Annotated in this window: 29 protein-coding genes; 9 read left to right on the forward strand and 20 right to left on the reverse strand. The window is 60.3% G+C overall.

Features of this window, described 5'->3' with window-relative positions; translation table 11 throughout:
- The first annotated feature begins 97 nt into the window (after nt 1-97).
- The 4 genes from GWG65_RS02900 (at nt 98) to GWG65_RS02915 (ending at nt 2,504) form a co-directional block, all read left to right on the forward strand.
- Nucleotides 98-667 carry a recombinase family protein gene (locus GWG65_RS02900; RefSeq protein ID WP_275193820.1) on the forward strand — a complete coding sequence of 190 codons (570 nt, stop codon included), beginning with the start codon at nt 98-100 and terminating at the stop codon, nt 665-667.
- On the forward strand, nt 664-888 hold the full coding sequence (locus GWG65_RS02905; protein WP_275193821.1) for a WGR domain-containing protein: 225 nt from the start codon (nt 664-666) through the stop codon (nt 886-888). The genes GWG65_RS02900 and GWG65_RS02905 overlap by 4 nt, the downstream gene beginning before the upstream one ends.
- 201 nt (nt 889-1,089) lie before the next feature.
- The gene (locus GWG65_RS02910; RefSeq protein WP_275193822.1) at nt 1,090-1,578 is read left to right on the forward strand and encodes a hypothetical protein; all 489 of its coding nucleotides are present in this window, start codon (nt 1,090-1,092) and stop codon (nt 1,576-1,578) included.
- A gap of 344 nt (nt 1,579-1,922) precedes the next feature.
- Entirely contained in the window at nt 1,923-2,504 is a 582-nt protein-coding gene (locus GWG65_RS02915; protein WP_275193823.1) for a hypothetical protein, read from the forward strand.
- Between the two features lie 4 nt (nt 2,505-2,508).
- Here the strand turns inward: GWG65_RS02915 and GWG65_RS02920 are convergent, their stop codons facing one another.
- From GWG65_RS02920 to GWG65_RS02940, 5 genes are read right to left on the reverse strand one after another with little or no spacing between them, the layout of a single operon-like run.
- Nucleotides 2,509-3,411, reverse strand: coding sequence for a hypothetical protein (locus GWG65_RS02920; protein ID WP_275193824.1), 903 nt, complete (start codon nt 3,409-3,411; stop codon nt 2,509-2,511).
- A complete protein-coding gene (locus GWG65_RS02925) occupies nt 3,404-3,829 on the reverse strand; it encodes a DUF6527 family protein (RefSeq protein ID WP_161494848.1) in 426 nt (141 codons plus the stop codon). Before GWG65_RS02925 ends, GWG65_RS02920 begins: the two co-directional genes overlap by 8 nt.
- Nucleotides 3,826-5,208, reverse strand: a complete 1,383-nt coding sequence (locus GWG65_RS02930) for a ThiF family adenylyltransferase (protein WP_275193825.1) — start codon at nt 5,206-5,208, stop codon at nt 3,826-3,828. The genes GWG65_RS02925 and GWG65_RS02930 overlap by 4 nt, the downstream gene beginning before the upstream one ends.
- Nucleotides 5,205-5,591, reverse strand: coding sequence for an E2/UBC family protein (locus GWG65_RS02935; RefSeq protein ID WP_143274198.1), 387 nt, complete (start codon nt 5,589-5,591; stop codon nt 5,205-5,207). Before GWG65_RS02935 ends, GWG65_RS02930 begins: the two co-directional genes overlap by 4 nt.
- A 12-nt stretch (nt 5,592-5,603) precedes the next feature.
- Nucleotides 5,604-6,005 carry a multiubiquitin domain-containing protein gene (locus GWG65_RS02940; protein WP_275193827.1) on the reverse strand — a complete coding sequence of 134 codons (402 nt, stop codon included), beginning with the start codon at nt 6,003-6,005 and terminating at the stop codon, nt 5,604-5,606.
- A gap of 83 nt (nt 6,006-6,088) precedes the next feature.
- Here GWG65_RS02940 and GWG65_RS02945 point away from each other — a divergent pair, with 83 nt between their 5' ends.
- Nucleotides 6,089-6,310 carry a DUF6290 family protein gene (locus tag GWG65_RS02945; RefSeq protein WP_275193828.1) on the forward strand — a complete coding sequence of 74 codons (222 nt, stop codon included), beginning with the start codon at nt 6,089-6,091 and terminating at the stop codon, nt 6,308-6,310.
- A gap of 1 nt (nt 6,311) precedes the next feature.
- Here GWG65_RS02945 and GWG65_RS02950 read toward each other — a convergent pair whose 3' ends face one another.
- Both GWG65_RS02950 and GWG65_RS02955 read right to left on the reverse strand, forming a co-directional pair.
- Complete coding sequence (locus tag GWG65_RS02950; RefSeq protein WP_275193829.1) at nt 6,312-6,887, reverse strand: Fic family protein; 576 nt, start codon at nt 6,885-6,887, stop codon at nt 6,312-6,314.
- A gap of 405 nt (nt 6,888-7,292) precedes the next feature.
- Nucleotides 7,293-8,366: a PIN domain-containing protein gene (locus tag GWG65_RS02955; protein WP_275193830.1), complete on the reverse strand. Its 1,074-nt coding sequence runs from the start codon at nt 8,364-8,366 to the stop codon at nt 7,293-7,295.
- 357 nt (nt 8,367-8,723) lie between these two features.
- Here GWG65_RS02955 and GWG65_RS02960 point away from each other — a divergent pair, with 357 nt between their 5' ends.
- Together GWG65_RS02960 and GWG65_RS02965 are read left to right on the forward strand one after the other, a co-directional pair.
- The gene (locus GWG65_RS02960) at nt 8,724-9,056 is read left to right on the forward strand and encodes a DUF3768 domain-containing protein (protein WP_275193831.1); all 333 of its coding nucleotides are present in this window, start codon (nt 8,724-8,726) and stop codon (nt 9,054-9,056) included.
- Between the two features lie 201 nt (nt 9,057-9,257).
- Nucleotides 9,258-9,698, forward strand: coding sequence for a hypothetical protein (locus GWG65_RS02965; RefSeq protein WP_275193832.1), 441 nt, complete (start codon nt 9,258-9,260; stop codon nt 9,696-9,698).
- A 97-nt stretch (nt 9,699-9,795) separates the two neighbouring features.
- On the opposite strand, the gene GWG65_RS02970 is transcribed toward GWG65_RS02965, so the two are convergent.
- From GWG65_RS02970 to GWG65_RS03020, 11 genes are all read right to left on the reverse strand, one after another.
- Entirely contained in the window at nt 9,796-10,761 is a 966-nt protein-coding gene (locus GWG65_RS02970; protein ID WP_275193833.1) for an FtsK/SpoIIIE domain-containing protein, read from the reverse strand.
- 95 nt (nt 10,762-10,856) lie between these two features.
- Nucleotides 10,857-11,081 (reverse strand): hypothetical protein, encoded by a 225-nt coding sequence (locus GWG65_RS02975; protein WP_275193834.1) that lies wholly within the window; start codon nt 11,079-11,081, stop codon nt 10,857-10,859.
- 62 nt (nt 11,082-11,143) lie between these two features.
- Entirely contained in the window at nt 11,144-11,476 is a 333-nt protein-coding gene (locus GWG65_RS02980) for a hypothetical protein (RefSeq protein ID WP_275193835.1), read from the reverse strand.
- Nucleotides 11,477-11,533: 57 nt separating this feature from the next.
- The gene (locus GWG65_RS02985; RefSeq protein ID WP_275193836.1) at nt 11,534-12,709 is read right to left on the reverse strand and encodes a protein rep; all 1,176 of its coding nucleotides are present in this window, start codon (nt 12,707-12,709) and stop codon (nt 11,534-11,536) included.
- Nucleotides 12,710-13,063: 354 nt separating this feature from the next.
- The gene (locus tag GWG65_RS02990; protein WP_275193838.1) at nt 13,064-13,660 is read right to left on the reverse strand and encodes a ribbon-helix-helix domain-containing protein; all 597 of its coding nucleotides are present in this window, start codon (nt 13,658-13,660) and stop codon (nt 13,064-13,066) included.
- Nucleotides 13,661-13,955: 295 nt separating this feature from the next.
- Entirely contained in the window at nt 13,956-14,756 is an 801-nt protein-coding gene (eutC, locus tag GWG65_RS02995; protein ID WP_275193839.1) for an ethanolamine ammonia-lyase subunit EutC, read from the reverse strand.
- Nucleotides 14,753-16,153: an ethanolamine ammonia-lyase subunit EutB gene (locus GWG65_RS03000; protein WP_275193840.1), complete on the reverse strand. Its 1,401-nt coding sequence runs from the start codon at nt 16,151-16,153 to the stop codon at nt 14,753-14,755. The genes eutC and GWG65_RS03000 overlap by 4 nt, the downstream gene beginning before the upstream one ends.
- An 8-nt stretch (nt 16,154-16,161) precedes the next feature.
- On the reverse strand, nt 16,162-16,992 hold the full coding sequence (locus GWG65_RS03005; protein WP_275193841.1) for an ABC transporter permease: 831 nt from the start codon (nt 16,990-16,992) through the stop codon (nt 16,162-16,164).
- Nucleotides 16,993-16,998: 6 nt separating this feature from the next.
- Nucleotides 16,999-18,222: an ABC transporter permease gene (locus GWG65_RS03010; RefSeq protein WP_275193842.1), complete on the reverse strand. Its 1,224-nt coding sequence runs from the start codon at nt 18,220-18,222 to the stop codon at nt 16,999-17,001.
- A gap of 68 nt (nt 18,223-18,290) precedes the next feature.
- On the reverse strand, nt 18,291-19,340 hold the full coding sequence (locus GWG65_RS03015; protein WP_275193844.1) for an ABC transporter substrate-binding protein: 1,050 nt from the start codon (nt 19,338-19,340) through the stop codon (nt 18,291-18,293).
- On the reverse strand, nt 19,337-20,482 hold the full coding sequence (locus tag GWG65_RS03020; protein WP_275193931.1) for an ABC transporter ATP-binding protein: 1,146 nt from the start codon (nt 20,480-20,482) through the stop codon (nt 19,337-19,339). The genes GWG65_RS03015 and GWG65_RS03020 overlap by 4 nt, the downstream gene beginning before the upstream one ends.
- 332 nt (nt 20,483-20,814) lie before the next feature.
- Between GWG65_RS03020 and GWG65_RS03025 the strand changes: the two genes are divergently transcribed.
- Together GWG65_RS03025 and GWG65_RS03030 are read left to right on the forward strand one after the other, a co-directional pair.
- On the forward strand, nt 20,815-22,200 hold the full coding sequence (locus GWG65_RS03025; protein WP_275193846.1) for a PLP-dependent aminotransferase family protein: 1,386 nt from the start codon (nt 20,815-20,817) through the stop codon (nt 22,198-22,200).
- 15 nt (nt 22,201-22,215) lie between these two features.
- Nucleotides 22,216-23,454, forward strand: a complete 1,239-nt coding sequence (locus GWG65_RS03030; RefSeq protein ID WP_275193847.1) for an FAD-dependent oxidoreductase — start codon at nt 22,216-22,218, stop codon at nt 23,452-23,454.
- A 330-nt stretch (nt 23,455-23,784) separates the two neighbouring features.
- Here GWG65_RS03030 and GWG65_RS03035 read toward each other — a convergent pair whose 3' ends face one another.
- Entirely contained in the window at nt 23,785-24,720 is a 936-nt protein-coding gene (locus GWG65_RS03035) for a complex I NDUFA9 subunit family protein (RefSeq protein ID WP_275193848.1), read from the reverse strand.
- Nucleotides 24,710-25,606, reverse strand: a complete 897-nt coding sequence (locus GWG65_RS03040; protein ID WP_275193850.1) for a DUF2189 domain-containing protein — start codon at nt 25,604-25,606, stop codon at nt 24,710-24,712. The genes GWG65_RS03035 and GWG65_RS03040 overlap by 11 nt, the downstream gene beginning before the upstream one ends.
- Nucleotides 25,607-25,639 lie beyond the last annotated feature (33 nt).

The raw sequence follows: 25,639 nt of genomic DNA on the forward strand, positions 1-25,639 counted from the left end.
CCCGCTGTTGCACAAGTCAAAATATATGCAACAGGGGTAGGCATGAACGTGCGCAACGGCTTTGACCGTTGCGTAAGTCTGTTGCAAATTGCAGGCAGTGAAATACGGCTATGCCCGCGTCTCTACCACCGAGCAGGATCATGCCGGGCAGGTTGACGCGCTCAATGCTGCCGGCGCCGTCAAGGTCTTCAGTGAAAAGATAAGCGGGGTGAGGGCCGACCGGCCGCAGCTCGCCCGTGCAATCGCTGCGCTCGACCAGGGCGACGTGCTGGCCGTGACGCGTATTGACCGTTTGGCGCGTTCATCGCGTGACCTTCTCAATATTGTGCATGAGGTTGAGGCCAGGGGCGCGACCTTTGAGTCGCTAACCGAGCCTTGGGCCAACACGAACTCACCGCAAGCCGCTGCCATGCTGACGATGCTTTCGGCTTTTGCCCAGCTCGAGAGGTCGTTCATTCTTGCCCGAACGGCTGACGGACGAGCGCGATCCAAGGCGCAGGGCCGTCATTTTGGACCAAAGTTCAAGCTTAACCAGGAGCAGATCGCGCACGCGCGGGATCTGCAAAACCAAGAGAAAGGTTTGCGGGAGATTGGTAGGCTTTTGGGTTGTCACGCCTCGACTGTATCGCGCGCCTTACGACAACAGGAAGAGGAGGAAATCGCATGACCGCAATCATGCTCACCCGCGTCGATGAGCGCAGGAATATGGCTCGTTACTACAAGCTGGATATTCAGCCCACATTGTTTGGCGAGTCCTCGCTTGTGCGAGAATGGGGGCGCATTGGCCGCGCTGGAACGGTTCGCATTGAGGCCTATCCGACTCGTGGTAAGGCTGATCTGGCCTTGATCTTGAAATGGGCCGAAAAGAGAAGGCGAGGCTATCGCTAGAGAGGTCATCTAATGTGGTACGACGAGCTACCAGGAAACTCGTGGATGGGCCTCTGGTCGGGTTACGTAAGGTGCGGAGCGGACTGCCACGGCATCCGCAAGATCGCCGTGCCATGTCCAGCGTGTGGAGCTGGCCCGCTAGATACTTCGCCCCAAACGGTAGTCATGGACGGTCGAGAAACGATAATCCATGCGGCCTTCATGGGCGCCGAAGGTCGTTATGAAGACTACATCTATCCGCAGATGCTTCAGCGCGAGTGGGAGCGTCCAGCTGCTGAGTTCGAAGGTTTGTCACATTTCCCAGAGGAGAATCGCCCCTCGGCTCGTGCGGCCTTAGTGCTTCTTTTTTGGAGTTACTTTGAGACGCGCATTGAGCGGCTTCACCGCACAGCCATGCGCCACCTTCCGCAGCGCGTTTTAGATGATACGCTTCGGCGCTATTCTGGTATCGGGCCTCGTCTGCACGAACTGTACAGAATATTTTTTGGGACCAATTACTTCGACGATCTTCGCGCCTGCGGTTTTAGCAGCATTGCTGATCTGTTAAAGGACATCCATCAACGTAGAAATGAATTTAGTCATGGAAGGCCGCAGGCGATCAATGACGCGACGGTAAAGGCTCTCGTCGAGAATCTCCAGGCTGAGCACGAAGCTTGGATCGCCGTGTATAATTCCCGAGTGAGGGCCTGAACTAACGTGGGCGAAGCGAAGCGGAAGAGGGAAGCTGTTTTAAGCGGTCCGTGTCCGTGCGGCTCCATAAGGCCCGCGCGAGTCTGCTGTTTCAACGGCAAGAACTGGCACAAACCACCGGCGGTACTTGGGCTTAAGGCCCTGCCTGCGGGATCAGGCGTAGAAAAATGCTACATGAAGGACCTGGGCTCGTGCGTCGGCCCGATCTCGGGCGAGCACATTATTTCAGAGGCAGTCATCCGGGTTTTAATGGCTGACGGCGATTTCTCGATTGCGGGCCTTCCTTGGTTGGCGCCTGGTGAGACAAAAATTCTACCGCCGCAAAGCCTTCGAGCGAATTGTCTTTGCACCAGCACAACAGTGCGCTTCATCCTCTTGACGATGCGGCCAAATACTTTTTCGCGTCGCTTAAATCATTTTTAGAGCATGATTCGGACTCAAGGCATGCGCTTGTCTCGGGACATGACATTGAGCGTTGGTTACTGAAGACGGCCAAAGCCGCGGCCGTCTCGAAGAATCTGGCGAGAGGCAGGGAGCGGCTATCTGGCGCGTTCTCACGCGACGCAGCGCTATTGGACATGCTCGACGATCCCAGCCATTGGCCGGAGGGGGCTGGGCTCTATTGCACCATGAATACTGGCGACCGAACTCTCAACCATACGCGCTTCCAGTTACAGCCGCTGACGAACGCCCAAGAGGACATCGAGGCGCTGGCGCTAAACATCTTGGGCCTGGGCTTCGTGCTGCTGCTAGAACCACTGGATGAGAGCAAGTATCCGTTTCTGCGTGGAGCACGATATCGACCGGGGAGGATCGTCATATCCTACCCGACCTCGACCAATTGGCTGACAATGAGTTGGAGTGACGGCAAGGCGCACGAGCCCCTGACGATGCAATTCGTGCAGCCGGTGCCCCGCTTGGCTTAGCTGATCACACAATCTGCGAAGCGTACGCCGACTCGTAGATTTTTTTGCCCTCTTGGGTTTCCAGCCGAAGCAGACAGTACAGCTCCCAATAACGGCTCCAACGCTCGTTGGTCGGCGGCAGGTATTCAATGGGCAAGCCAATCTGCTTGGCGTTCGCATAGTCGATAGGCTGGCCGTGCGTTTTCCACCGGGCAGAACTCATCAACTCCTGCGAAATCGTCGAGCTGGGCGCGCCCCGGCGTTTCAGCATGTCTTCCGCAAACGTCCTGACTCGGTCGCGAATACCCTGAAATTTCTTGACGGTCCGTGCATCAAAGCCATCGAGCATGAGCAGCGCCACCTGGTCCTGAGGATTTTTGCGCAGCGCGCCACAGTGTTCCTCGTAGGCTTCCAAATAGCCCGTTACCGAGTAAAACAGCTCGTTTCCGCGCGCATCCCTCATGAGGAACTGCGGATCGATCATGCCGAGTTCAGAAGCGTCACTCATAATGATCGTATTGGCTCCCAGCGCCATCAGAGTTCCGGCGCTCTTGGCCAGGTCTGTAACGATGACCCTGAACTCCCTGTCGCGTGCCTTTGCATGGATAAGCGAGACCAGCTTTTCGCAGGCGTCGACATCGCCGCCGCCGGTATTGAGCAGAAGATCGATCGGTGAATTTTCCGGGATGTTGTGGAGCATCTCCACGAAGCCGATAACATCGTTACGGTCGATCTCAGTTTCCAAGCCGCCGACATAGCAGATAAGATTTGTGTGCTCGGCAGCGTTGATCTGCTTGATGAGTTCCTGCCTTTGATAGCGGCCGGCGTTCATCGCCGCATACATGGGCGTCTTTGTCAGCGGTCGTTCGGCTTTGACCGGTTCGGTCGTTGCCGCTGACCCCGAGACCACCTCACTTTTGTCAATCACCAAAAGAATCCCCCACCCAGTCAATTTTCCCATTTCTAACGAAATAGTGGCATCTGCGCCTACCGTCATAGTAATTCACGCTTGGAGAAAGAGATAGAGGGCCATCAACCTTAGATAAGCTCCACCAGGGGCTGCGTGCTTGATCCAGATTGAGCATGATGCGATGACCGCTTTGGCATGGACAATCGAAGGCGATCCATTTCAACCGCGACGCTTCGCCGACGACGACGGCGGTATTCCTCGGTAGCTTCTCCGGAATCTCATCGGCCGACTCGACCTGACCGAGGTAGTACAGCGGCGGCTGATTCGTTAGCCACTGAGGAAGCCAGTCGAGCCGTAGCCACTGCCACCGCGGCAGACGTGTCATCCACTGCGGAAGCCAGTCGATCCATCGCCACTGCCACCAACGAACCTTCATGCCCCGGGCCAGGCTTGTTCAAGAAAGGGATTGCTCTCGCCTTTGCCGATCTTCTGGCTCTCGGGATCGCAGTAATGGCCTGGCCGCGGCTTCGCGTTGTTGGTGGAAATCTCTCGCTCGTGCCAGCGGAAAAGCACTTCTGTTGGCCTGGGGCTGGGACCGAAGCCTATCAGGCGCTCTAGAAGCTCATTAATGGCGGCCGAAGCGATGCCGCTGGTGAAGCTCACAACCGCAGGCTCAACGCCTCCTAACACAGGCGCATAGCCTTCGTTCTCCAGCCGAACCCTTTCCTCCGGCGTCCGCAGCTCGGTCTGTGCGCGGGCTAGGTCGATCCGGTCGCGGCAGACGAGACAGGCGCCCCCGGGGGCGAGGGTCGTGACGCGGCCATTGATGCTCGCAAGTGCGCCATCACCACCAAGCAAAACGCCGAGGTCGATGACCGGCGTGGCGAGGAAGGTCGACAGCCGAGAAAGAACCAGACGTCCGGCATTGTCGTCTGTGCAGCCGAACACGACATCGCAGGGGATCAACTCCCGCGCCGTGTTCTCCAGCGTGACCATGGCCGCGACCGCGTGGCTCTGCAGCTCTGGCGAAATGGCCGTCAGGTGGCTTTGCAGCACGGCCGTCTTCGGTTTCCCGACTGTGCTAGGCGTCGAGCCGTAGACGCGGGTAATGTTGCTTTCGGTCAACGTATCTGCGTCGACCAAGGTAAGATGGCGCACGCCCATCCTTACAAGCTGCTCGGCGACGGCCGAGCCGGTACCGCCGCAGCCGACGATACCTACCCGCAACTGGCCGAGCGTCTGTTGGATGTCAGGACCGAACGCGCGGACGCTTCGGTCGAAAATCGCGGGAATCTGCGGCGCTTCCGAGTTGAAGGAGTTGATCAGCTGCCACTTGTCGCCGACGCGCCATACTCGATCGATGGCGACTTTACCGCCATCCTCCCAATGCACTTCCCCAGTGAACGCAATGCCGTTGTCGCGAGGCGAAGCGATGAGCGTAACGTACAGCTCCGAGCCCGAGCGCAGCCTAAAGAGATCGGCGATTTCCCGGTCGACCTTTCGGTCCGCGATGCTGGGGGTAGGATGGCCAATCGCGCCCGGGTGAGTGTGAAACCAGATCGGAATGGCGCCAATGCGCTCGGCTTCAGCAAGGGCAGGGACGTATCCCTGAGACGCGATTGCCAGGTGATCTCCTTCACGCGCGAGATAGGCTTCTTGCGGCACCCAGCGCATTCCGCGTCCGAGAAGGCGGATATCGCCATTCGGCGCGCGAGCGATTCCGGCGAGCAGCACGCCTGCGGTTTCCACCGGAAGTCTGGCGGTCTGCTCGATCTCCTGGAAGAGCGGTTCTGTCAGGACAAGGGTAGTGATCATGATGCCCCCGGCGCCGCTTTCAGCAGCTCGTTTCTGATTAAGGCGAAGTAGCTTTGAAGTGAGTCGATTCCCGAGCGCCATTGGCCCGCCGTGAAGTGCCTCGACCAGCGTTGCCATTGGCGCCCCAGATGTCCCTCACGCGACTCGGTAGCCGGGATCACCACCCCGTCAATGCGACGGACTGGAGGATCAAACCACCACATGTCGGGTGGTACGTCGGGATAGCCGGGCGCCAGCCGGACGAGGAGGTCGCAGTCCTCCCGGTCGAACCCCTTCGGGAGTGGGTACGACGGAACGAGCACGCAGATGACGCCGCCTTCGGTGGTGACCTGATGGCCAGGGGCCTTGGCATTTAAATATTCCATGTCATGTGAAGGCAGCACTGCGGTTATCCCTTAGACCAAGCCAGGGTTGATCTGGGCGGGCGCGGTGAAGAAGCGCAGGCCATCCCGCATCTTCACTTTCTGCGTGTCCGCAATCTTTTCATCGGAGCCACCCGGCACGACCTCGAACAAGTCCCGATCGGGGCCGATGGGAGGGGTGGGAAGCAACCGAAGCTGAGCGCCGGTCAGGAAGTGCTCCTTCACCTTGAACTCGGTGCGGTCGATCTTGATCTCGTACGGGTGCTGGCGCTCCTCGAACTCCTTCAACTCTTCCTGCTCGTGGCGTTCGAACTCTTCCAGCTCCTTCTGCTGGCGCTCCTCGAACTCGCGCAATTCGCGAATCTGACGCTCTTTGAAGGCCTCAAGCTCCTTCTCGCGGTCGGTCTCGGTGCCGTGTTCTTCGTGTTCAGACATTGTGGTACCTCCTATGATTGATACCAAGATACCACGACACCACAGCACTTGACAAGCCCGGTGTTAAGGTGCAGATTTCCCGCATGAAAACCACAAAAGCCATGACCATTCGCCTGACCGAAGAGCAGGCGGAAGCCTTGGAAACCGTCGCTTCGGTGGAGCAACTCGCCGTTTCAGATGTGATTCGGGCGGCAATCAGCGAGCACATTGAAAACCGGCGCAAAGACCCGGCCTTTCAGGAAGACCTGAAAGCCCGGTTGGCGCGTGCGCGCAAACTACTGGCGCGGCAGGCCGGCACCGAATAGCTCACAGCAGCTTCTGCAGCTCGTTTTTGAGTGGGCCGTTGTTGCCGAGATAACTCGCGATCATCGCGGGCATGAACGTATCGCGTTCGACGCGGGTGAGATCGAGCGGGCGACCGGCCCGCTGTCCAATCAAGTGCAGGAATGACAGCTGGGATCGTCCATTACCTTCGCGAAACGGGTGAATGGCATTCAGCTCGGCTAGAAAATCGGTGGCCGCATCGAGGAATTCGGCTGCGCTGACTCCCGGTTTGAAGGCAGCGAGCGCGAGCTTCTTGAACAGCTGCTCCATGCTGGAGGCTATGTGTTCGGGATAACAGAACATGTTGCCGCCTTTTGCGGTGCGGACTGTCCTGTACTTGCCCGCCCAGGGGTAAACGTCCTGAAACAGGTGGTGGTGGACGCGTTTATAGTGAGTGGGAGTGAAGCGGCCGTCGGGGAGAGGTTCTAGCGATCTCAGCGTCGACATTTCGAGCTCGAAAGCGTCCAGGGTCTTTGCATCCCTGAGGTGAGCCCGGTTCTTGAGGACGGATGTGCCTTTGTAGCAATAGGGGTCGTCGAATACGTCGTATCCGCTCAAGTCTACTAGCGACCTTTGGGTTGGACGTACGCCCTCAATACTTCAGCCCGCTTCTGAGCAGGCGTCAGGTTCTTTTTGCTGAGGGCCGACAGGCGCTCCCTCGAAGCTTTGCCTAGCTTCAGCCCTTCAACGGCCGAAATGGCCGCAAAAGTTTTGTCTCCCAGGACACGGGAGGAGGCGTTGATGCCAGAACCTTTACGCTTTTGAGTCATGAGCAAACCATAGCATGGATTCGAGTCGGTTGCGAACGCAAATTTGATATACGTTACCGGGAGTTACCATCGGCTTACTCTCATATATTGCCAGAACCGGCTAGGGCTCGGTCGAGGCTGGAGATGGGATCCTGGAATCGTGAAATCGCATTTACGATTTGGCTCGCTCGACAAAAGACCGCTGCCGCGCACTCTAGGTGTAAAGCTCATCCCAGTCTTCGCCGAACACCCATCGCAATGCGGAGAGCTTGCCGTTTATCATGCCCCAATCAAATTTCGAATACGGGCCTAGGTTGCCCTTACCGTACTTCTTCTCAACCCTTGCAGCAGCTTTTTGTGCGCCTGCGAGAATGTCGTCGACGACCAGTTTACCGAGTGCGCTATTCCGATAATGCTTGGGACCGAAATCCTTCTTGGCAATTACCTTACACTGCCCGCTTTCGATCTTGTGCATCATGACCATGTGTCGGTCGTACCAGACACGGTCTATCAACTCTTCAACAGCTGCTGAGATCTCGCTTGCTCGCCGCGACTCCATCGTAAACTCGTGTTCGTACATCGCCTCCGCGAACTCGTTCGGACGCAACGCACGCAGTGCGTCTACCAACTTGATGAAGTAGCGAGATTTAATGCGTGAGAAGAATGCTGAAATTTCGGGATGTGGCAGTCGCTGGTCACCATTTGGAAGGCTGAACTCCTTGACGTTGTGCGTGACGAACACACATCGGCCCTTAGCCGAGCTTACCATCTGACCAAACAACTCAATAATGACAGCGTCCGCGAAGCTGTTCTTCCCCGCGTGGAAAGGTGCAATCTTCAGGAGTGCGCGCGCCGACGCAGCACGCATAGCCGCGTCTGGATCGCCGGCCCAGGTTGACTTCGAAAATAGCTTCTCAATGCGCGCGACCGCGTCGGCCGTCACGTCTATGGAACCTGCAAGCCGGTGGTCAATGTCCTCTAGGACCTCTGCGGCCTTTCGGCGTCTCCTAGGGTCTCCGTACTTCCAGAGGGCGACTTTCGCTCGCTTTAGCGTTCCGGAAAGGCTCTTACCACTCTCTCTGATTACACGGTCCTTGTTGCGTGCAAACTCATCGCGCACGATTTGCGGCACGACGAGCTCAATCACCTTCTCACGGCAGAGGCTCTCCACTGCGCCGAGTAGCGGCTCGTTAGCCTCACTTCCAGCCATATCAAGCCAAACGCTAGTGTCGAGAAAGACCAGAACGGGATGCACCGTTACGGCTTTTCCCCTTTTCCTTTTTGCCACCACGTCACTCCAACTCCTGTGCACCGGTTCTACCAGAGATGGATCGGTTTGCCGAAAGGCAAATGCGCCGCGGTGATGTTGTACCACTTCGCCATGTTCAACAAATCATCGAGGAGGCCGCCATTGGCACTGCCAGCAACGGCGATTGGCAGTGGCGTTTTCCTTCCCCCTCAAAGCAGCACCACCCGGCCGTCAGGTTCGGGTGAATAGGCCAGCAGCGCAGCCCGGCAAGGCATCCACCCGTCTCCCAAGGGGACCCTCGGGCGGAGCCTCCTTGCCTGGCCGCTCAGTTCTGCCGGCCTCGAATTCTCCCGACCGGCGCGGATGGCGCAACCGGACAACAGCGGGAGAACTCACATGCACGACACCACCAGCAACATCCGCAGGCTCAATGACTGCTTTCGCCGCAGCCTGATCTTCGGTGGCCAGACCGTCCTGACGTCTGGCGTCAGCGCCCTCGATACCGAGGCGAAGACCGCGCTGCTTCGGCTGGTCCAGACCTTTGACGCCTTCTCACGCGACAACGATCCCCACGGCGAACACGACTTCGGCGCGATCGAGCACGCCGGCGTCAGCTACTTCTGGAAAATCGACTACTACGACCGGGCCAGGCAGTTTGCATCGCCCGATGCGGCAGACCCAGCCGTCACCGTTCGCGTCCTCACCATCATGCGGGCCGATGAATACTGAGCAAAAAGGCCCCGCATCCAGACGGGGCCTTATCAGTCCTGCCCTAACCAGGACTGACTACATCATAGCGCAGGCCTCCCCCGTCGCCAACGGCCGATGTTCGAGCGGTATCAAGGAAAATGCCGCCAGCGACCGTGCGCTTACGCGCCCGGCGCGCTTGCGGCTGTTTGCCTCCATATAAACCAACGAAAGCACTAACCCATGGACATCCAGTCATGGACATCGACGCTAACCCTCGACCTATCAACCTACGACATCGGCATCATGCGCCTTTGGCTGCGCGACCATGCAGCGCCGGTGCCGAGTACCAATCGGGACGTCATTGGCAAGTACCTCAACGCGCACCTGGCTACGAACCTTGCATGGGACGGTTTGCTGACTTCTCCGCCCCGTATCAGTCGCCCGACCCTTCGCCCGCTCAGAGAAGGCTATGAATGGCAGGAGCAGGCCGACGGTACGTTCACATCCGAGCCTCGTAGCCGTCTCGCGCTCGCGGCCGATTGCTTCGCGGCCCTTAGTGTGCTCGCTTGCATCGGTCTCATTGCCAGTCACGCCTTACCCTGTTCGCTGCATAACCCGTTCTCATGGTACAATACCGCCCATGAGACCCCGGCTAACAACACGTCCAAAGCTTCCCTGTGAGGATTTGACGTGATGTTTCTTAGGTATCTAGGAAAAGGGCGGCGGCTCCGCGCGGCGCGCTGACGCGCGCCGTGCTCGCCACCGCCTTCCCCGGTTTTCACGAATCATCCCCCAATGTCACACCCGGCGCGATTTGCGCCTGAAGATGTAGCCGGATTCCCCGGCTCGCATCGTAGTAGATAAAGCGCCCCGTCTTCAGGTCTGGCGGGTTGACCGGCAATGCGTCCAAATCGTCGAGCACGGAAGCGGCCAGCAATCTCGATACACGAAAGCATATCCGCAGGTTCAGGTTGGTGCGTACCGCCGAATCCATCGCATCCGTTGTCGGCTTCTGCAGGGCGCAGACCAGGACAATGCCAAGCGACCTGGCACGGCGTGAAATCGCCCGCAGGTTCGATGAAAGGCGCCGCGCGGCGTCTTTCTCCTCCTTTGTGCTCGCATTATCGATCTCCCACTGAATATCGCCGTATTCGTCGATCACGATGAACACACGGCCGTCCGGCCATTCTCGCATGCCACGATTGCGAAGTACGTCTTGGCGCGCGGTCATCAGTGCCATCACGCAATCAATCGCGCGCACTACGTCGCGAAAATCCCAAACAATCTCAACGTTGGGCATATCGCGATAAGCATAGAACTCCGTGCCGCCCTTCAGATCGATCAGGATGGCTCGCTCGACTTCGGGCGCCCTTACCAATTGATAGACGAGCTGGTGCAGGAAGACCGACTTGCCTGAGCCCGTCGTGCCGGCAACAAGCATGTGCGGGATCCTGCGCGGCAGGAGCACGCAATTATCACCTGTTTCGACGGACGTACCGAAAGTGATCAGGCCAGGCTGTTGAGCGAGAGGGATGGGTCGCTCCAGCCGCTCCATTTTGGCCCGATGTCTAGCAGCGGTCGCCTCGGCTGCCCGTCGCTGTTCGGCTTCCAGCGCTTCGCGGGCGGCCTTCTCAGCGGCCCCTTGGGGCGTCTGTTCGTAGAATCGACGCTTCTCACTTTCTTGGTATTCTTCCGCCAATTTCGCGCCACGCGCGAAGCCGCGTGCAAAGCTCCTTGAGACCATGTTCTAACTCCTCAATTGCTGAGTATGGGATGATAAATTCCGGGCCGCGCTTGATGGCGCGGCCCGGAAAATTGAACTCTCGACACTTGCGTGACTCACGCTGCGCACCCTGGGCATCCGCGGCCTTGGAGGGCAGTAAGATCGGCTACGCATTCGCGCTGCCACCGATCGCGTTCCTCGATCGCGATGGGGGCCACTAACAACGCACGCTGAGCAAGCGGGCGGCCGATCGATTCGTAGAACTCATATGCCGCGTTGAGGTTGATCGTATTCCAGTCGATCGCCTCAAAACGGGCACGCACATCCGCGTTGTAGTTCATGGTTCACCTTTGTAGCTGGGGGAGCAGGACCGCGCGGATGCGCGGCCCCGTCGTTGCTCTCGTCACGAGGCTGCCGGCAACGCCTTGCGCGCGAGGTCCGCGTTGCGGTTCTCGACCGGTCTGGATACGGGCAGAGTTTCGCGGGTTCCGCGGTAGTACATCGTGCCTTCATAGGAAGAGACATCGACCACCAGCTCGACCTGCTTGCCGTCGGCATAGCCGGCCGGATCGGCGCCTTCGGGCAGCTTCACCTGCATCACTTCAATGCCGTTCTTGGCGTTACGCTTCACCAGCTGCACCGAGTGGCCGACGACTTGACCGCGATCGTTGCGGCTCTCTTTGACGCCGCGGCTGGTGCCACGCAGAACAATCTCGCCATCAGTAAAGTCAGACATGGAAATCTCCGTTTATCGAGGTGTTGAAGTATTTGTTCGCCCGCTTCGGTGTTTCGCTCACGGCCCCATCGCTGATCCTCCCCGCTTGGTGCTGCCGGGCTCATCGAACGAACGTCCGACGAGGTAAAACCCCGAGTCACGGCCACGCGTGTGCCATTGATAGGTTTCCGTGCAGATGAACTCGCCGAGATCGAGCGCCTTGACCTCGCCCCTTGGATCGTCGGTGAAATCGAGATCGTCGTTGCCCTGGAGATTGCGCGACGTGGCCACCAGGCGGCGGCCCTTTACGGCGTCGCAGAAGGCGATCACCGGCACGTTGAGCATCGGCTGCAACGTGTCATCACCGGGCTTGCGGTAAAGCTCCGGCGTTTGGCGGCCGACTGCGAAGGCCTTGCCGTTCTGCCAATAGGTCAAGCTGCCAGGTTTGACCTGGTACTTGATGACCTCGCGGAGCGCGTCGCGGCCCTTGTCTGTCAGCGGCGATGTCAGGCCCTTTAACGCGCGGATATCGACAACCGGCGTATAGGTCGCGCGCAAGGCTTTGCGCCACAGCGCGGCCCACTGTTCCTGCGAGATGTAGACCTTGCTGCCCTTTCGGAAATACTCGGTCTTGGACACAAAGATGCAGGTGTGGATATGAGGATGCCACAGGGTTGTGATCGGGTTGCGCGTGAACTCGACCGAACGCACATAGGCCTTCACCGCGCGCTTGACCTTGGTGAAACTCATTAGGCGCGAAAAAGCGCGCAGTATCTCGCCGTGCCGATAGTTCAGCTCGTGGGCTGGGCAACTCTGCTCCGTGAGCGTGAGCAGATTCCCTTGCATACCTTCGTTTTTGGCAAGGAAGCGTTCGATGGGCGGAATTAGCTCGCCTTCGAGACGTCGCCTCCGCGCTAGTTGTGCCGTCGGACAAAGCGGATGCTTGCACTCGTTCGGCCCGCGCACCCGCACGCCCTTGCTGTAGCGATCGACGATTAACTGAGTGCAGCAATTGCGGAGCAGGTTGGCGACATCATCCCGACCGGCAGCTTGGAGGCTGTCGGCCAGGGCGAGCTTTTCGAGGTGCATGCGCCGATAATCACGCTTGCCGATTTTGGCGAGCTTCTTGCCAATGTCGGGCAGGCCTATTTCATCGCAGAAATACGGTGCTTCATCGCTCGGTAAGCGATGAAGGTGGGCGCTTGGCACCCACTCCGTCCTTTCAGCATCGCTGCCGTTGAAAAGGTCGAGCATGGCGCGGCACGCTTATTCAGCGACCCACGCAATACCCATTCGACGCGCGGCTCTGGTCAGAGCGGTTTCCTGGCACTGTACCGGGCGATGGGCCGGCAATGGCTCGGCATGAGATTCAACGATGAATGGAAATTGAGGAATTCTGCTGAATTCACAGTGGGTTGACGCCAAAATGGCGTCGTGCGATTCTTGACGCACGGTCATTGATATCTCTCGCAGTTCGAGTGCGGGGATGTCGGTCCCGTTTTCCAAGGCCCCTCTCGTTGACGCGGGAGGGGTTTTTCAAACGTGACTTATAAATGATATAAGTGATGTAAGTAAGTCTGAGAGTCAACTGGTATCGTTCGCTGGGTTTCACTTGACTGAAGCTTCTTTGGTCTTAGCCATGAAATTGCGGATAACAGTGAGCGGATCGTTCCCAAGCCGCAAACCGCTGAAACGCACGTTCAATGTCAGGAAGACATCGGCGAGCCCGATTGCTTCCGCAGCCGTCACAAGCTCACGCATCCAATCCAAAAGATCGGGACGCAACTGCCCGGCTATATCTTCTAGGGTAGGCTTTTGCCCCTTACTGCGAAGGTCGCGCGTGGTCTCGTACACTAAGGGCCGATCGCGAGACGCTACAAATTCGAGCTTTATCTGCCCGACGAATTCATGATCGGGATGACTCGGGTTTAGAAAAACGCCGAGCAGCCAATCATCCAGCTTGGAGCGCGAAAATTCTGGAATGATGGCGGTCGGAAGTCCTTGGTCTCGCTGTAAGGCAGCCTTCACCGCTGCCCTGATATATTCCGACCGCGTAGCGTATCGTGGGTGTTGCCTGACGATCTCATCCACAGCGTCGCAATCCGCTTTTTCCATTGAAAAAGTCACGTATTGCGCATCGCCAGATAGGACGCGAGGGCGCCCCATAGGTTTGAAGGTGCGGTTTTTGCTACCTGTGTTGGACATGCACGATTGAAATCTACCGAACTATCATGACTTTGTCCTAAAGAGCGGCCCTGTAAAGCCAATTTCGCGGGCGGCAACCAGTAGGGACCGCTGTCGGGTGGCTCAATCCGGTGTTTTGGGCGCATTTTCACGGTGACTTATTCAATTGGACGCCGGGCCACTTTGTAGTGTCCGCCCACGACCTAGCCCCGAGAAGTGAGGGAAATCACGAGCGGCGGAAGTCTCTGGGGGTGTTTGTTGCGGGTCCCCGCAACCAAGACATAAGCCCCAGCAATCTCAACGGATTGTCTGGGGTTTATTTTGTGTCGAAATTGACCGCGCGGATTGGGTCTGCTCCCCGCAAATCGTTCAGTTGGACGCCTGTCACGGCATGCTTGAACGCTAGCTCGATCACGCTGACGATCTGCATAGCCGCGTCTTCCGGCGACAGTCCAGCCGGTCGAATATTGGATACGCAATTTCGGCTCGAATCCATCATGCCGATCCGTGGCCGCCACGTAATATAGGCACCGAGCGAGTCGGCCGCCGACAGACCCGGACGTTCGCCGATCAGGACGACGACCAGCTTGGCGCCAAGCAATTCACCGATCTCGTCACCGATTGCGACGCGTCCCTGCTCGGCAAGAACGAGTGGTCCGATCGCGAGGCTTTGAGCCAACAAAAGCGGCCGCAGATGATCGAGCAACGGCAGGAGATTGATCGCGATGGCCGACGTGGAGAGTCCGTCGGCGGCCACGATCGCGATATCGTAGCAGCATGGCTGACCGACGATGACAAGGTGCCCTGAGGGCGATAGGCGGCGCCCCAGATCCGGGCGACGCAGATATTCCGCCCGATCGGCCGCGGCGCTCCGGACATGAACGACGCTCCAGTCCCGCTCGCGAAGTGATTGCCCGATAGAATCAAAATCAAGCGTAGCGTGAACGGCGTCGCGCGCGCGCGCATGATCGAGCATGAAGCGGAGGCCCGTCGCAGTCAGTTGCCCGGATCCGGCTCGCCCGAGCGCGATTCGTGCCGACGTGAAGCGTCGCAGGCGCGCGAGTTTGTCGGTCACTGCGAGCTGATCGCTCTGATCTGGCGGGTCATCCGGCATCATCCGGCTTTCATCGTTTCGATCAGTGCAATGGCCGGGCCGATCGCCCCGGACGCCGCTGGCTCAAGCAGGCGGCCATCCACGTCGGCGAGGCCCATCCGCTCCAGCCAATCCTCGAACTCCGGAGCGCATCGCCGACCGAGAGTCTGGCGTGCGTAGAGGATGTCGTGAAACGCCAGGCTCTGATAGTTCAGCATGACGTCGTCGGCGCCGGGAACTGCAATCACGAAGGTGACGCCTGCGGCGCTCAGCAGCGTCAGCAGCGCATCCATGTCGTCCTGATCGGCTTCGGCATGATTGGTGTAGCAGACATCGCATCCCATCGGCACGCCAAGCAGTTTGCCACAGAAATGGTCCTCGAGCCCTGCCCGGGTGATTTCCTTGCCGTTATAGAGATATTCGGGACCTATGAAGCCGACGACTGTGTTGACGAGCAGCGGCTTGAATCGCCGCGCGATGGCGTAGGCGCGCGCTTCCATCGTCTGCTGGTCGATCCCGAAATGCGCGTCGGCGGATAATGCGCTGCCTTGCCCGGTTTCAAAATACATGACGTTGTGGCCGACCGTGCCGCGGGCCAGCGAAAGCGCTGCATCATTGGCCTCCGCCAGAACCGACAGGCTGATCCCAAACCCTCGATTGGCCTTCTCCGAGCCAGCTATGGATTGAAAGACGAGATCAACCGGCGCGCCGAGATTGATGGCCCGGATCGCGGTCGTGACATGACCCAGACAGCAGGTCTGCGTCGGAACATCGAGGCGTTCCCGAACATTGTCGAGCAGGCCGACGATCCGCATATAGTCTTGCAGGCTATCGGTCGCGGGATTGACGCCGATCACCGCATCGCCGACGCCGAACAAGAGGCCGTCAAGCAGGCTCGCCGCAATTCCGCGGGAATCGTCGGTCGGATGGTTCGGTTGCAGCCGCGTGGAGAGTCGGCCGACTGATCCGATCGTGTTGCGGAAAGCCGTGATGACGCTGCATTTTGCGGCGACCACGATGAGATCTTGCACACGCATGATCTTGGACACTGCGGCGGCCATTTCCGGGGTCAGGCCGGGGGCGAGCGCCGTCAGATGGCTTGTCGTGGTCCGCGTGTCGAGCAGCCACTCGCGGAACTCGCCGACGGTCAGATGGGACACCGGTTCGAATGCCGTCAGATCATGGCTATCGAGGATCAGACGAGAAACCTCGTCCTCCTCATACGGCACGAGATCGACATTCAGGAAGGTCTTGAGAGGAAGATCGGCCAACGCCATCTGGGCGGCAACACGCTCGATGGCGCTTTGCGCCGCGACGCCGGCCAGAGCATCACCGGAGCGGGCCGGCGAAGCCTTGGCAAGCAGCGTCTTGAGGTCGTGAAAGCTCCAGCGCGTGCCGTTGATCGTGGTGTGATAGGACATGCATCGCCTCACTCGGCCAGGGCGCCGGCGTTTTGCCGCGATCGACGGGCGAGCAGATTGGCGACGATCAACAACAGGATCGACAGGCCCATCATCAAGGTGGCGGCCGCCGTGATCGCTGGGCTCAATTGCTCTCGCAGACCGGTGAACATTTCGAGCGGCAAGGTGCGCTGCTGGGCGTTGGCGAGAAACTGCGCGACGACGACTTCGTCGAAGGACGTCACAAAGGCGAAAGCGGCGCCGGACAACACGCCGGGCAGGATTAGCGGCAGCATGACCCGAAGGAATCCGGTCAGCGGTTTCGCCCCGAGAATCGAAGTCGCCCGCATCAGGTTGCGATCGAACCCCGAAAGGCTGGCGCCGACGGTCACCACGACAAAGGGGCTCGCCAGTACGGTGTGGGCGAGGATGATGCCGACATAGGTGTTGGCGAGCCCGATGCGGGCATAGAAGAGGTAGGTCCCGACCGCCGTCACGACGACCGGGACGATCAGGGGCGAAATCAGCAACGGCACGACGAAGCGCCGCGCCGGGAATTTCGGATCCGACAGGCCGATCGCGGTCAGTGTTCCCAGAAAGGTCGCCAGCACCGTCGCGCCCAACCCGATCAGCAGGCTGTTGCCGATGGCGGCGCGCCAGCGCGGCGTCCCCAGCACGACCTCATACCAACGCGTCGAAAGGCCCGCGAGCGGGAAGGTGAAGAATGATCCGCTGTTGAAGGAAAGCGGTACTGGCACGAAAATCGGCACGACGAGGAAGATCAGCACCAGGACGCACCAGAACCAGAGCGCGGCGACGCGGATCCGTTCAGCGTTGGTCGGATATGGCGACAACGGCATGGCGCTTCATCCCATTTTGAAGAGGTCGAGACCGAGATAGCGTGTCATCACCACGTACAGGCCGAGCGTGGAGGCGAGCAGCACGAAGCTGAGCGCCGCCGCCATTTCCCAATTCAGTTCGACATTGACGTAGTTGGCGATGAAATTGCTGATCAACTGGTCGCTGGCGCCGCCGATCAGGACCGGCGTGATGTAATAGCCAAGGCACAGGATGAAGGTGAGCAGGCAGCCGGCCAGAACACCCGGCATGACCTGCGGCAGATAAACCCGCCGAAACACGGTGAAAGGCCGGCCGCCGAGCGATTGGGCCGCTCTGAGTTGCGACGGCTGGACCGAGCGCATCACGCTATAGATCGGCAGAAGCGTGAAGGGCAGCTGGATGTGTGTCATCGCAATGATGAGACCCGTTCGGCTATACATCAATTCGAGGCGGTCCGACGTCATGCCGAGCCAGAGCAACAGGTCGTTGAGAAGACCGTATTTTTGCAGGATCACGGTCCATGCCGCCGTGCGCACGAGGATCGACGTCCAGAACGGCAGCAACACCAGAACCAGCACGATACCGGCGATCACGGGCCGCACGTTGGTCATGACATAGGCGAGCGGAAAGGCGAGCGCCAGCGTCGCGAGCGTCACCAGCGTCGCGATCAGAAAGGTCCGGCCGAACACCCGGGTGAAGACGGCCTGATCGGCGGATACCGCGCCGATCGTTCCCTGGTCGGTCCAGCGCAGATCGAAAGCGCTGAGGAGGAAGAACGAGGTGAACCGGTTGGTACCCGTGCGGATCGCCGTCCAGCTTTGTTCTTCGCCCAGAAGCGGCGCCGCCTTGATCATCGCCTCCTTGGTGGGCTTCGGGTCCTGACCGGCGAGGCGCGCCACGCGCAACATCTGGCTGCGTGCGCCGGGCAGGCGGGCGTTGAGGGTCTTGGCGAATTCATAGATACCGCCCGCCGCCTGGGCCTGCTTCAGATCGGCCGCGAGGGCGACGAAGACCGGTTCGGCCGGCACGCCTGCGGCGTTGTCCAGCCGCAGGGCCGCGACGGTGTTTGGCAGCGCATTGGCGATGGTCGGTTCATAGACAGCGCGCGACAGCAACGCCACGATCGGCGCGCCGAAGCTGAACAACAGCAGCAGCAGGAGCGGCGCTGCCAATGCCAGCGGGCGCAGGCTGTCGCGATGATCTTTCGCGCTGATCGTTGCGCGACTTGTTGGCATGGCGATCGACGACATGAACATCCCCTCGCGTAGTCGCTGACGATCGGGCAGGGCCGCCCGATCCTGGTGTCGCCGGCGATATCCTATTGGGCGAGCCAGGCGTTGAAGCGCTTCACCAGATCCTCGCCATGATCGCCCCAGAATTCCACATCGCCGACCAGATAGGCCTTCATGTGGTCCGGCGCCGTCGGCAGTTTCGACAGGACATCCTTGGGAACGAAGGGGGTCGCATCCGCCATCACCGGACCATAGGGAATATGGCGGCCGAGTTGCGCGCTCACTTCGGCTTCGGTCGCATAAGCGAGATATTTGTAGGCGAGGTCGAGGTTCTTGGCGCCCTTCGGAATGGCAATCATGTCGTATTCGACGATCTGATTGTCCCAGACGATTGCGAAAGGCCGCTTGTCCTTGTCGATCGCGTTTTGAATGCGCCCGTTCCAGGCGGTCGTCATCACCACTTCCCTCGACGCCAGCAACTGCGGCGGCTGTGCGCCGGCATCCCACCAGACGATGTCCTTCTTGATCGTGTTGAGCTTCTTGAAAGCGCGGTCGACCCCGGCAGGCGTTCCCAGCACCTTGTAGACGTCGGCGATCGGCACGCCGTCGGCCATCAGCGCCCATTCGAGATTTTGCGCCGGCGCCTTGCGCATGGCGCGCTTGCCGGGGAATTTCTTCGTGTCGAAAATATCGAGTACTGAAGTCGGCGCCTCTTTCAGCACGGTCGTGTCGTAGGCGAGGACATCACCGTAGACATCGATGCCGACGCCGCAGTCCAAAGCCGTGCCGGGCAGGAATCTCGAACGATCGGCGACCTTCGAATAGTCGAGGCGGATCAGCACGCCGGCGTCGCAGCCCTGTAGAACGGTCGAGGTCTCAACGGTCACGAGGTCGATCGGTACGTTGCCGGTCTCGACCATCGCTTTGATCTTGCCGAGTTCGCCGGTGTATTCCTGTTCGTTGAACGTGATGCCCATCTTCTTGGCGAACGGCTCGAACCAGGCCTTGCGCAGCGCCGCCTGCCATTCGCCGCCGGTCGCCATGACAGTGAGTTCTGCGGCGCCGGCTGGCTGAATTTGCGAAATGATCGCGGCGCTCGCCAAGGCAAGCAAGGTCGTCCTGCATACTCGCTTCATGTAACGCTCCCTGTGTTCGCGGTGTTGCCGTCCGGGACGCCGCCAGCCGGAAAAGCGCGGCAATCGGCGGTGCGCCAGCAAAGGTCGATCGCTTCGCCCGTTGCCATCGTTGCGTCGGGTCCGATTTTTACGGTGAGGACCTGCCCGCTCGGCAAGCGCGCGAGCAGGCGTTGATGATCGCCGTGATAGATCCGACCATCGACCGTCGCCTTGAAGCGATTGTCCGGGTGTTCGCCGGCGCCTGCGATCCGCTCGGGCCGGATCGCCAGTTGGACCGCTGCGCCGGGACGAAGGTTTCCGACCGCCATCGCGGTCGCCGTCAATCCCGTCGGCAACGCGACCATGCATTGATTGCCGTCGACGCGTTCGACGATGCCGTCCAGCGCATTGTTTTCACCGATGAAGCTGGCGACGAATGCGGTCGCGGGTTCGTTGTAAAGTCCGTCCGGCGTGCCGATCTGGACGATGGCGCCGTTTTCGAAGATGGCGACGCGATCCGACATCGTCAGCGCTTCGCTCTGGTCGTGCGTCACATAGACGATGGTGACGCCGAGCATTTCGTGGATCTGCTTCAACTCGATCTGCATGTGCTCGCGCAGCTTCTTGTCGAGCGCGCCGAGCGGCTCGTCCATCAGAACGAGGGTTGGCTGGAACACGAGCGCGCGGGCGAGTGCGACGCGCTGCTGCTGACCGCCGGACATTTGCGCCGGCTTGCGGTCCTTGAAGCGCTCCAACCGCACCATTTCGAGCGCGCGCGTGACGCGCGGCCCGATCTCGGCCTTGGGAACCTTCCGCACCGAAAGCGGGAAGGCGACATTGTCGGCTACGCTCATATGCGGAAACAGCGCGTAGTTCTGGAACACCATGCCGATGTTTCGCTCATAAGGCGGCAGGCGGTCGACCGATTTGCCGTCAAGCGTAATCACACCCTGGCTCGGGCGCTCGAAGCCCGCCAGCATGTTCAAGGTCGTGGTCTTGCCGGAGCCTGACGGGCCAAGGAACGTCACGAACTCGCCGCGGCCGATGCTCAGATTCAAGCGGCGGACGGCATGAAAATGGCCGTACATTTTCTCGACATCGATGAATTCGACGAATTTGGCATCGCCCTGGCCCGCGGGACCGCTGACTGGCCTGCTTGTCATCGCGGGACCTGTCGTTCCCGGCTGGCCTGTCGTGGGGCTGGCGTCGGCCGCCGAGACCTCACGAAGCGACGAGCTTTGTCCGGTCGAAACCATCGCCACCTCCAGGAAGGCCCGCCACAGTTATGTGGTCACACAACTGACTGTTGAGTGACCATACAATGCTGCAATGGCAGCGTCAAGGACCGCGTGTGAGGCATTTTTTGGCAAGTTCTTGCCGTACAATATAGCTGTTGACGTCTTTATGCATGCATTCAAGTTCGATTGTCTGATCCTTTTCTCCATGTTATGAAGACCTTGGTGAAGACAAGACCGCCGCGGGGCGCCAAACCGTAATGCTCGAGAATCTGGAATTGCCGGACAACGACCGACCAATCTATCAGCGTTTGGCGGATGCCATCGGTGAACGAATTGCTCGCGGCGAACTGGCCGAGGGCGACAGGCTGCCGCCGCATCGGGAAATTGCGCGCCTGCTCGGCATCAATGTCACGACCGTCACCCGCGCCTTCTCGGCACTGCAACAGCGCGGACTCGTCGAGGCGCGCCCTGGACGCGGAACACTCGTCGCCGCGAAGGAGACGGAGGAAGGCGCCTTCAAATCTGCGCCCAGCGACGAGGCCGGTCTGATCGATCTATCCGTCAACAGACCGGCGACTTCGGCCTATCGCGAGGCGCTGTCGCTTCTTCTGCCGCACATCGCAAAAGATCGCCGATTTAGCGCTCTGCAAGACTATCATCCGCCTGAAGGTCCGCTGTGGGCGCGCACCGTGGTAGCGGATTGGCTTAACGGTGTAGCGGGCGATGGTGACGCCGGTCGCGTCGTCCTGACCGACGGCGCCCAGCATGGCCTTGCCTGCGTATTGCGGGCCTTGACGCAGCCCGACGACGTCGTCCTCGCCGATTCCATCACCTATCAAGGCATCAGTGCCCTTTGCCGGTCACAGGGCGTCGATCTGCGCGGGGTGTCGATCGACCGGGAGGGCATGCGGCCGGACGCTCTCGAGGCGGCTTGCGCGACCTTACGCCCTCGCGCGGTTTTCCTCGTGCCCAGCCTGCACAATCCGACAACGGTCACATTGAGTGAGGAGCGCCGCCGCGCACTCGCGGCGATCGCGCGCCGTCACAACGTGCTGATCATCGAGGATGACGTTTACCGTCCGTTGCTCGATCGCGCCATTCCATCTTTCGCCGCCCTGGAACCCGAGCTCACTGTCCATATCAGCGGCCTGTCGAAGTGCATTGCGCCCGGCCTGCGCTATGGGTTCGTCGTCGCGCCACGCGCAGTCTTGGGCAATGTCGCGGCGGCGCTGCGGATCGATTGCTGGAGCATCAGCCCGCTCACGGCACTGGTTGCCACCATCTTGCTGGAAGAGGGGACCGCGAAGCGGATCATCGAATTCCAGCGCGAGGAGCTGCGCCGGCGCCAGGCCATTTTGCGCGATGGGCTCGCGGCATTCGATGTTCAGACCCAGGAGACGTCGCCGCATGCCTGGTTGCATTTGCCCGAACCCTGGCGCGGCGCGGCGTTCGCCCGCGCCTGCCGGCAGCGCGGCGTCGGCGTGCTGCCCGCGGATGCGTTCGCGGTGGGACGCGAAACGCTCGCCCATGCCGTGCGCATCAATGTGGGCGCCGCGCCGTCATCCGGCGAATTGCGGCAGGCGCTTTCGATCATGGCCGACCTGCTCAATGCCGGTCATCTCGAAATCTCGGGCGCGGTTTGAGGCGTTGTGGCGGCATTGATCAAGACAGATGTAGCGATCGTCGGGGCCGGAATCATCGGGCTGGCGATTGCATTCCGGCTGGCGGCGGATGGCCGTGAAGTTGTCGTCGTCGACCCGAACGAACCGGGCTCGGGCGCTTCTTACGGCAATGCCGGGACTTTCGCGCCCTACGCCTGCGCCCCGGTCGGCAACCCCGACGTCTTGCGGAATCTGCCAAGCCTGTTTGTCAATCCTGACAGTCCGCTCGCCGTCAGGCTTGCCAGCTTACCCGCGCTCATTCCCTGGCTGTCGCGTTTCGTCTGGCAATCCATGCCGGTCCGCGCGCGACGCAACGGACAGGCGCTGGCGGATCTGCTGAAAGAGGCGATGCCGGTCTGGCGCGAACTTGCCGAGCAGGCTCAGCTTTCCGACCTTTTTCGACATGAGGGATGCCTGTATTTCTATCGGGGCAAGATGCCGCGAGAAGACAGCGAATGGGGCGCGCGCCTGCGCAGCGAACTCGGCGTCCGGCAGGAGCGCCTGACGTCGGAAGAGGTCGCAAGGCTGGAGCCTGCGCTGCCTCGTGCAGCCGGGGGTATCTTTTTCCCCGACGCGGCTCACATCGTCGATCCGGCCGCGATGACCGGCCGACTGGCGGCCGCGGCCGCGGCAAAAGGCGCAGTGTTCGAACGCGCGCGCGTCGATCGGCTGGAACCGCAGGACGGAGGACGGATCCGTTTGATATGCCGCGACCGCACGATCGAAGCGCATACAATTGTGCTCGCTGCCGGCGCATGGTCGAAGTTTCTCGCCGAACAGGGTGGTGAGGACATCCCGCTCGACACCGAACGCGGCTACCACATCGAGTTCGCGATGGATGCCTGTCCGATCAAGCGGCCCGTCAGCCCGGTCGATCTGGGCTTCTATGTCACGCCCATGGCCGGCCGCTTGCGGGCCGCGGGAACGGTCGAACTCGGCGGCCTCTCGGCACCGCTCAATCCAAAGCAAACTGCACTTCTGGAGCGCGGCGTCCGCAAGCTGTTCCCGGATCTCGGACCCGTTCAATCGCGATGGCTCGGCTTTCGCCCCTCGCTTCCGGATTCGCTGCCCGTCATTGGGCCCAGCCGACGCTATCCAAACCTCATCCACGCTTTTGGCCATGGACATCTTGGGCTGACCCTGGCCGGCGTAACGAGCCGCGTTGTTGCAAGCCTCGTCGAAAAACGAAATGACGCTCCGAACCTTCGTGCATTCCGGCCTGACCGGTTTGGTTGAGTGATTTTTTGCGGCCGGGCTGTGCCTCGGGCCGGAGGGCAAGAGAGGACATCGAAATTAAGGCGCGAACCCGTCAAATGGCCGCTATTAACGAATGTCGGCATCGGTGGCCGACGCCTCCCCGCAACCAAGTTCGTAGAAAGCCCGGGCGATCAATTGATCGCCGGGGCTTTCTTTTGGTCAGTGATCGACCCGACTGGCATCAACGGCCCGGCTGGGAGGTTCAGATAACGTCGCAATGCTCGCTCGTGCGCCATCGGAAGCTACTTCGACGCAACGTCGCCGGTGAGGCGTCAGCCGCGAAGCGAGCGGACCAACGGCAAGCCTCTTTCATCGTCGATTCGATAACATCCGCTGGAGGATTTCCTCGATCGAATGTGGCGGAATGCCAAGCTCGGCAAATCCAGGCATCTGCGGCGATGACACGGAGTCGATCTGCATCAACTCCACCTGACTACGCGTAAGGGGCAGGCCAGGGAGTATTTCGGAGGCCGATGCCAGCGCGTGCCAAATGGCAAACGGAATTGGGATCAGAAGAGGCGCGAGGCCAGCTTGATGCGCGATCGCTCTGATCAGTTGCTCGTAAGGGTAGGAAGTCGGGCCGCCAAACTCAAAGACCGTCGGGCGGGTCTCGGCTCGCTCCATGATTCGGACAACCGCCTCCGCAACATCTTCCACATAGGCCGGTTGCAATCTGGTCTGGCCGCGGCCGAACATCGGATAGATTGGAAGCTGACGAAGGAGCTTGAGGATGGTGCTGAGAAACGCATCGTCCGGCCCGAACATCACAGCCGGGCGGACGATAAATGCATCGGCGAATTCCGCGCGGACCGCCTGTTCGCCTTCGCCGCGCATTCGGATGTAGCTGGATGGCGAGGCGGCATCGGCACCGATCCCCGAAACCTGAACAAGCCGTTCGACTCCCGCCCGGTGGGCCTGGGCTGCCAACTGCCGAGCCGACTTGACGTGAACGGAGTAGAAAGTCTCCGCTCCGCGCTCGCGATAAAGGCTGACCGCATTTACGACTCCGTAGACGCCGACCAGCGCATTCGCGACGGATCGCTCGTCGTGAATATTGGCCTCTACGGATTGAAGTCGCGGATTCTCCGGATCAGGCCGGCCCCGCCCCCGGTCCGGATGCCGTGACGCGATCCGGACGGTAAATTCGTGGTCGAGCAGATGGCGGACGATCCGGCTGCCGAGAAAGCCGGTTCCGCCGAACACGGTGACGCTGCGACCGTTCGTGGCTGCTCCTTTAGCGCTCACGGCTCCACGGGAAGAGAGAGGCCGGGAAATCTGCCGCGTAGCGGTGACCGATCGGCGTGCGGGGCTCTTCTTGCGGAGGATTCTGGTCGGGTTCGACCACCTTCCGGTAAAGATGCCAGCTGGCATGACCGAGCACCGGCAGAACGACGCAGAGACCGACGAAGAACGGCAGAGAGCCCACGGCCAGCAAGACCGCAACAACCAGTCCCCACACGGCCATCTCAACTGGATTCGTCTTCACCGCGCGTATCGAGGTGCGGATCGCATCGATCGCTGTCGCATGCTGGTCCAGCATCAGGGGGAACGAGACAACGCTGATGCACAGGGCTAACACTGCGAACAGGAAACCGACGCCGCATCCGACGATGATGAGGGTCCAGCCCGCTGGCGTCGTCAGCACGCGCTCCGCGAAATCGGGGATGCTCGCAGCCGGCGCATGGCCGAAGGTTGCGGTGTAGATTGCGTCCGCGGCGCCGATCCAGACCCCGAACAGAACGAACAGCAGAACGCCAAGTTCGAGCATGGCGCCGAATGACGGCGCGCGCAGCACCTCGATTGCATCCCAGGCGCCTGGCTCCTCTCCGCGCTCGCGGCGGCGGCTCAGTTCGTAGAGGCCGAGTGCAGCGAATGGACCGATCAGGGCAAAGCCGGCCGCGAGCGGAAAGAGCAGCGGCAGCACCGAGTAGCCAATGACAAGTCTGAACAGGAAAAGTCCGAGGACGGGATACATCACGCACAGGACGATTGCGTGGGTCGGGATGGCCTTGAAGTCTTCCCAGCCCAGGCGCAGCGCGTTGCCCAGGTCGGAAAGGCTGATCTTGCGAACGACAAAGGCGGTGGAGACGCCAAACAATTGCAGTTTGGGTCTTGCGAAGACGGTGGTCATGGCTCCGGTCTCCTTGCTCGTGGCCGCAGAGCG

It is taken from the genome of Bradyrhizobium sp. CSA207, from assembly GCF_029051685.1.
In the GTDB taxonomy this organism is placed as follows: Bacteria; Pseudomonadota; Alphaproteobacteria; order Rhizobiales; family Xanthobacteraceae; genus Bradyrhizobium.

What these genes read in the sequence shown, in the direction of transcription:
- GWG65_RS02905 (WP_275193821.1), top strand. Translation starts at nt 664, where the DNA reads ATGACCGCAATCATGCTCACCCGCGTCGATGAGCGCAGGAATATGGCT.
- GWG65_RS02910 (WP_275193822.1), top strand. Translation starts at nt 1,090, where the DNA reads ATGGGCGCCGAAGGTCGTTATGAAGACTACATCTATCCGCAGATGCTT.
- GWG65_RS02925 (WP_161494848.1), bottom strand. Translation starts at nt 3,829, where the DNA reads ATGAAGGTTCGTTGGTGGCAGTGGCGATGGATCGACTGGCTTCCGCAG.
- GWG65_RS02930 (WP_275193825.1), bottom strand. Translation starts at nt 5,208, where the DNA reads ATGATCACTACCCTTGTCCTGACAGAACCGCTCTTCCAGGAGATCGAG.
- GWG65_RS02940 (WP_275193827.1), bottom strand. Translation starts at nt 6,005, where the DNA reads ATGTCTGAACACGAAGAACACGGCACCGAGACCGACCGCGAGAAGGAG.
- GWG65_RS02945 (WP_275193828.1), top strand. Translation starts at nt 6,089, where the DNA reads ATGAAAACCACAAAAGCCATGACCATTCGCCTGACCGAAGAGCAGGCG.
- GWG65_RS02960 (WP_275193831.1), top strand. Translation starts at nt 8,724, where the DNA reads ATGCACGACACCACCAGCAACATCCGCAGGCTCAATGACTGCTTTCGC.
- GWG65_RS02965 (WP_275193832.1), top strand. Translation starts at nt 9,258, where the DNA reads ATGGACATCCAGTCATGGACATCGACGCTAACCCTCGACCTATCAACC.
- GWG65_RS02970 (WP_275193833.1), bottom strand. Translation starts at nt 10,761, where the DNA reads ATGGTCTCAAGGAGCTTTGCACGCGGCTTCGCGCGTGGCGCGAAATTG.
- GWG65_RS02975 (WP_275193834.1), bottom strand. Translation starts at nt 11,081, where the DNA reads ATGAACTACAACGCGGATGTGCGTGCCCGTTTTGAGGCGATCGACTGG.
- GWG65_RS02980 (WP_275193835.1), bottom strand. Translation starts at nt 11,476, where the DNA reads ATGTCTGACTTTACTGATGGCGAGATTGTTCTGCGTGGCACCAGCCGC.
- GWG65_RS02985 (WP_275193836.1), bottom strand. Translation starts at nt 12,709, where the DNA reads ATGCTCGACCTTTTCAACGGCAGCGATGCTGAAAGGACGGAGTGGGTG.
- GWG65_RS02990 (WP_275193838.1), bottom strand. Translation starts at nt 13,660, where the DNA reads ATGTCCAACACAGGTAGCAAAAACCGCACCTTCAAACCTATGGGGCGC.
- eutC (WP_275193839.1), bottom strand. Translation starts at nt 14,756, where the DNA reads ATGATGCCGGATGACCCGCCAGATCAGAGCGATCAGCTCGCAGTGACC.
- GWG65_RS03000 (WP_275193840.1), bottom strand. Translation starts at nt 16,153, where the DNA reads ATGTCCTATCACACCACGATCAACGGCACGCGCTGGAGCTTTCACGAC.
- GWG65_RS03005 (WP_275193841.1), bottom strand. Translation starts at nt 16,992, where the DNA reads ATGCCGTTGTCGCCATATCCGACCAACGCTGAACGGATCCGCGTCGCC.
- GWG65_RS03010 (WP_275193842.1), bottom strand. Translation starts at nt 18,222, where the DNA reads ATGTCGTCGATCGCCATGCCAACAAGTCGCGCAACGATCAGCGCGAAA.
- GWG65_RS03015 (WP_275193844.1), bottom strand. Translation starts at nt 19,340, where the DNA reads ATGAAGCGAGTATGCAGGACGACCTTGCTTGCCTTGGCGAGCGCCGCG.
- GWG65_RS03020 (WP_275193931.1), bottom strand. Translation starts at nt 20,482, where the DNA reads ATGACAAGCAGGCCAGTCAGCGGTCCCGCGGGCCAGGGCGATGCCAAA.
- GWG65_RS03025 (WP_275193846.1), top strand. Translation starts at nt 20,815, where the DNA reads ATGCTCGAGAATCTGGAATTGCCGGACAACGACCGACCAATCTATCAG.
- GWG65_RS03040 (WP_275193850.1), bottom strand. Translation starts at nt 25,606, where the DNA reads ATGACCACCGTCTTCGCAAGACCCAAACTGCAATTGTTTGGCGTCTCC.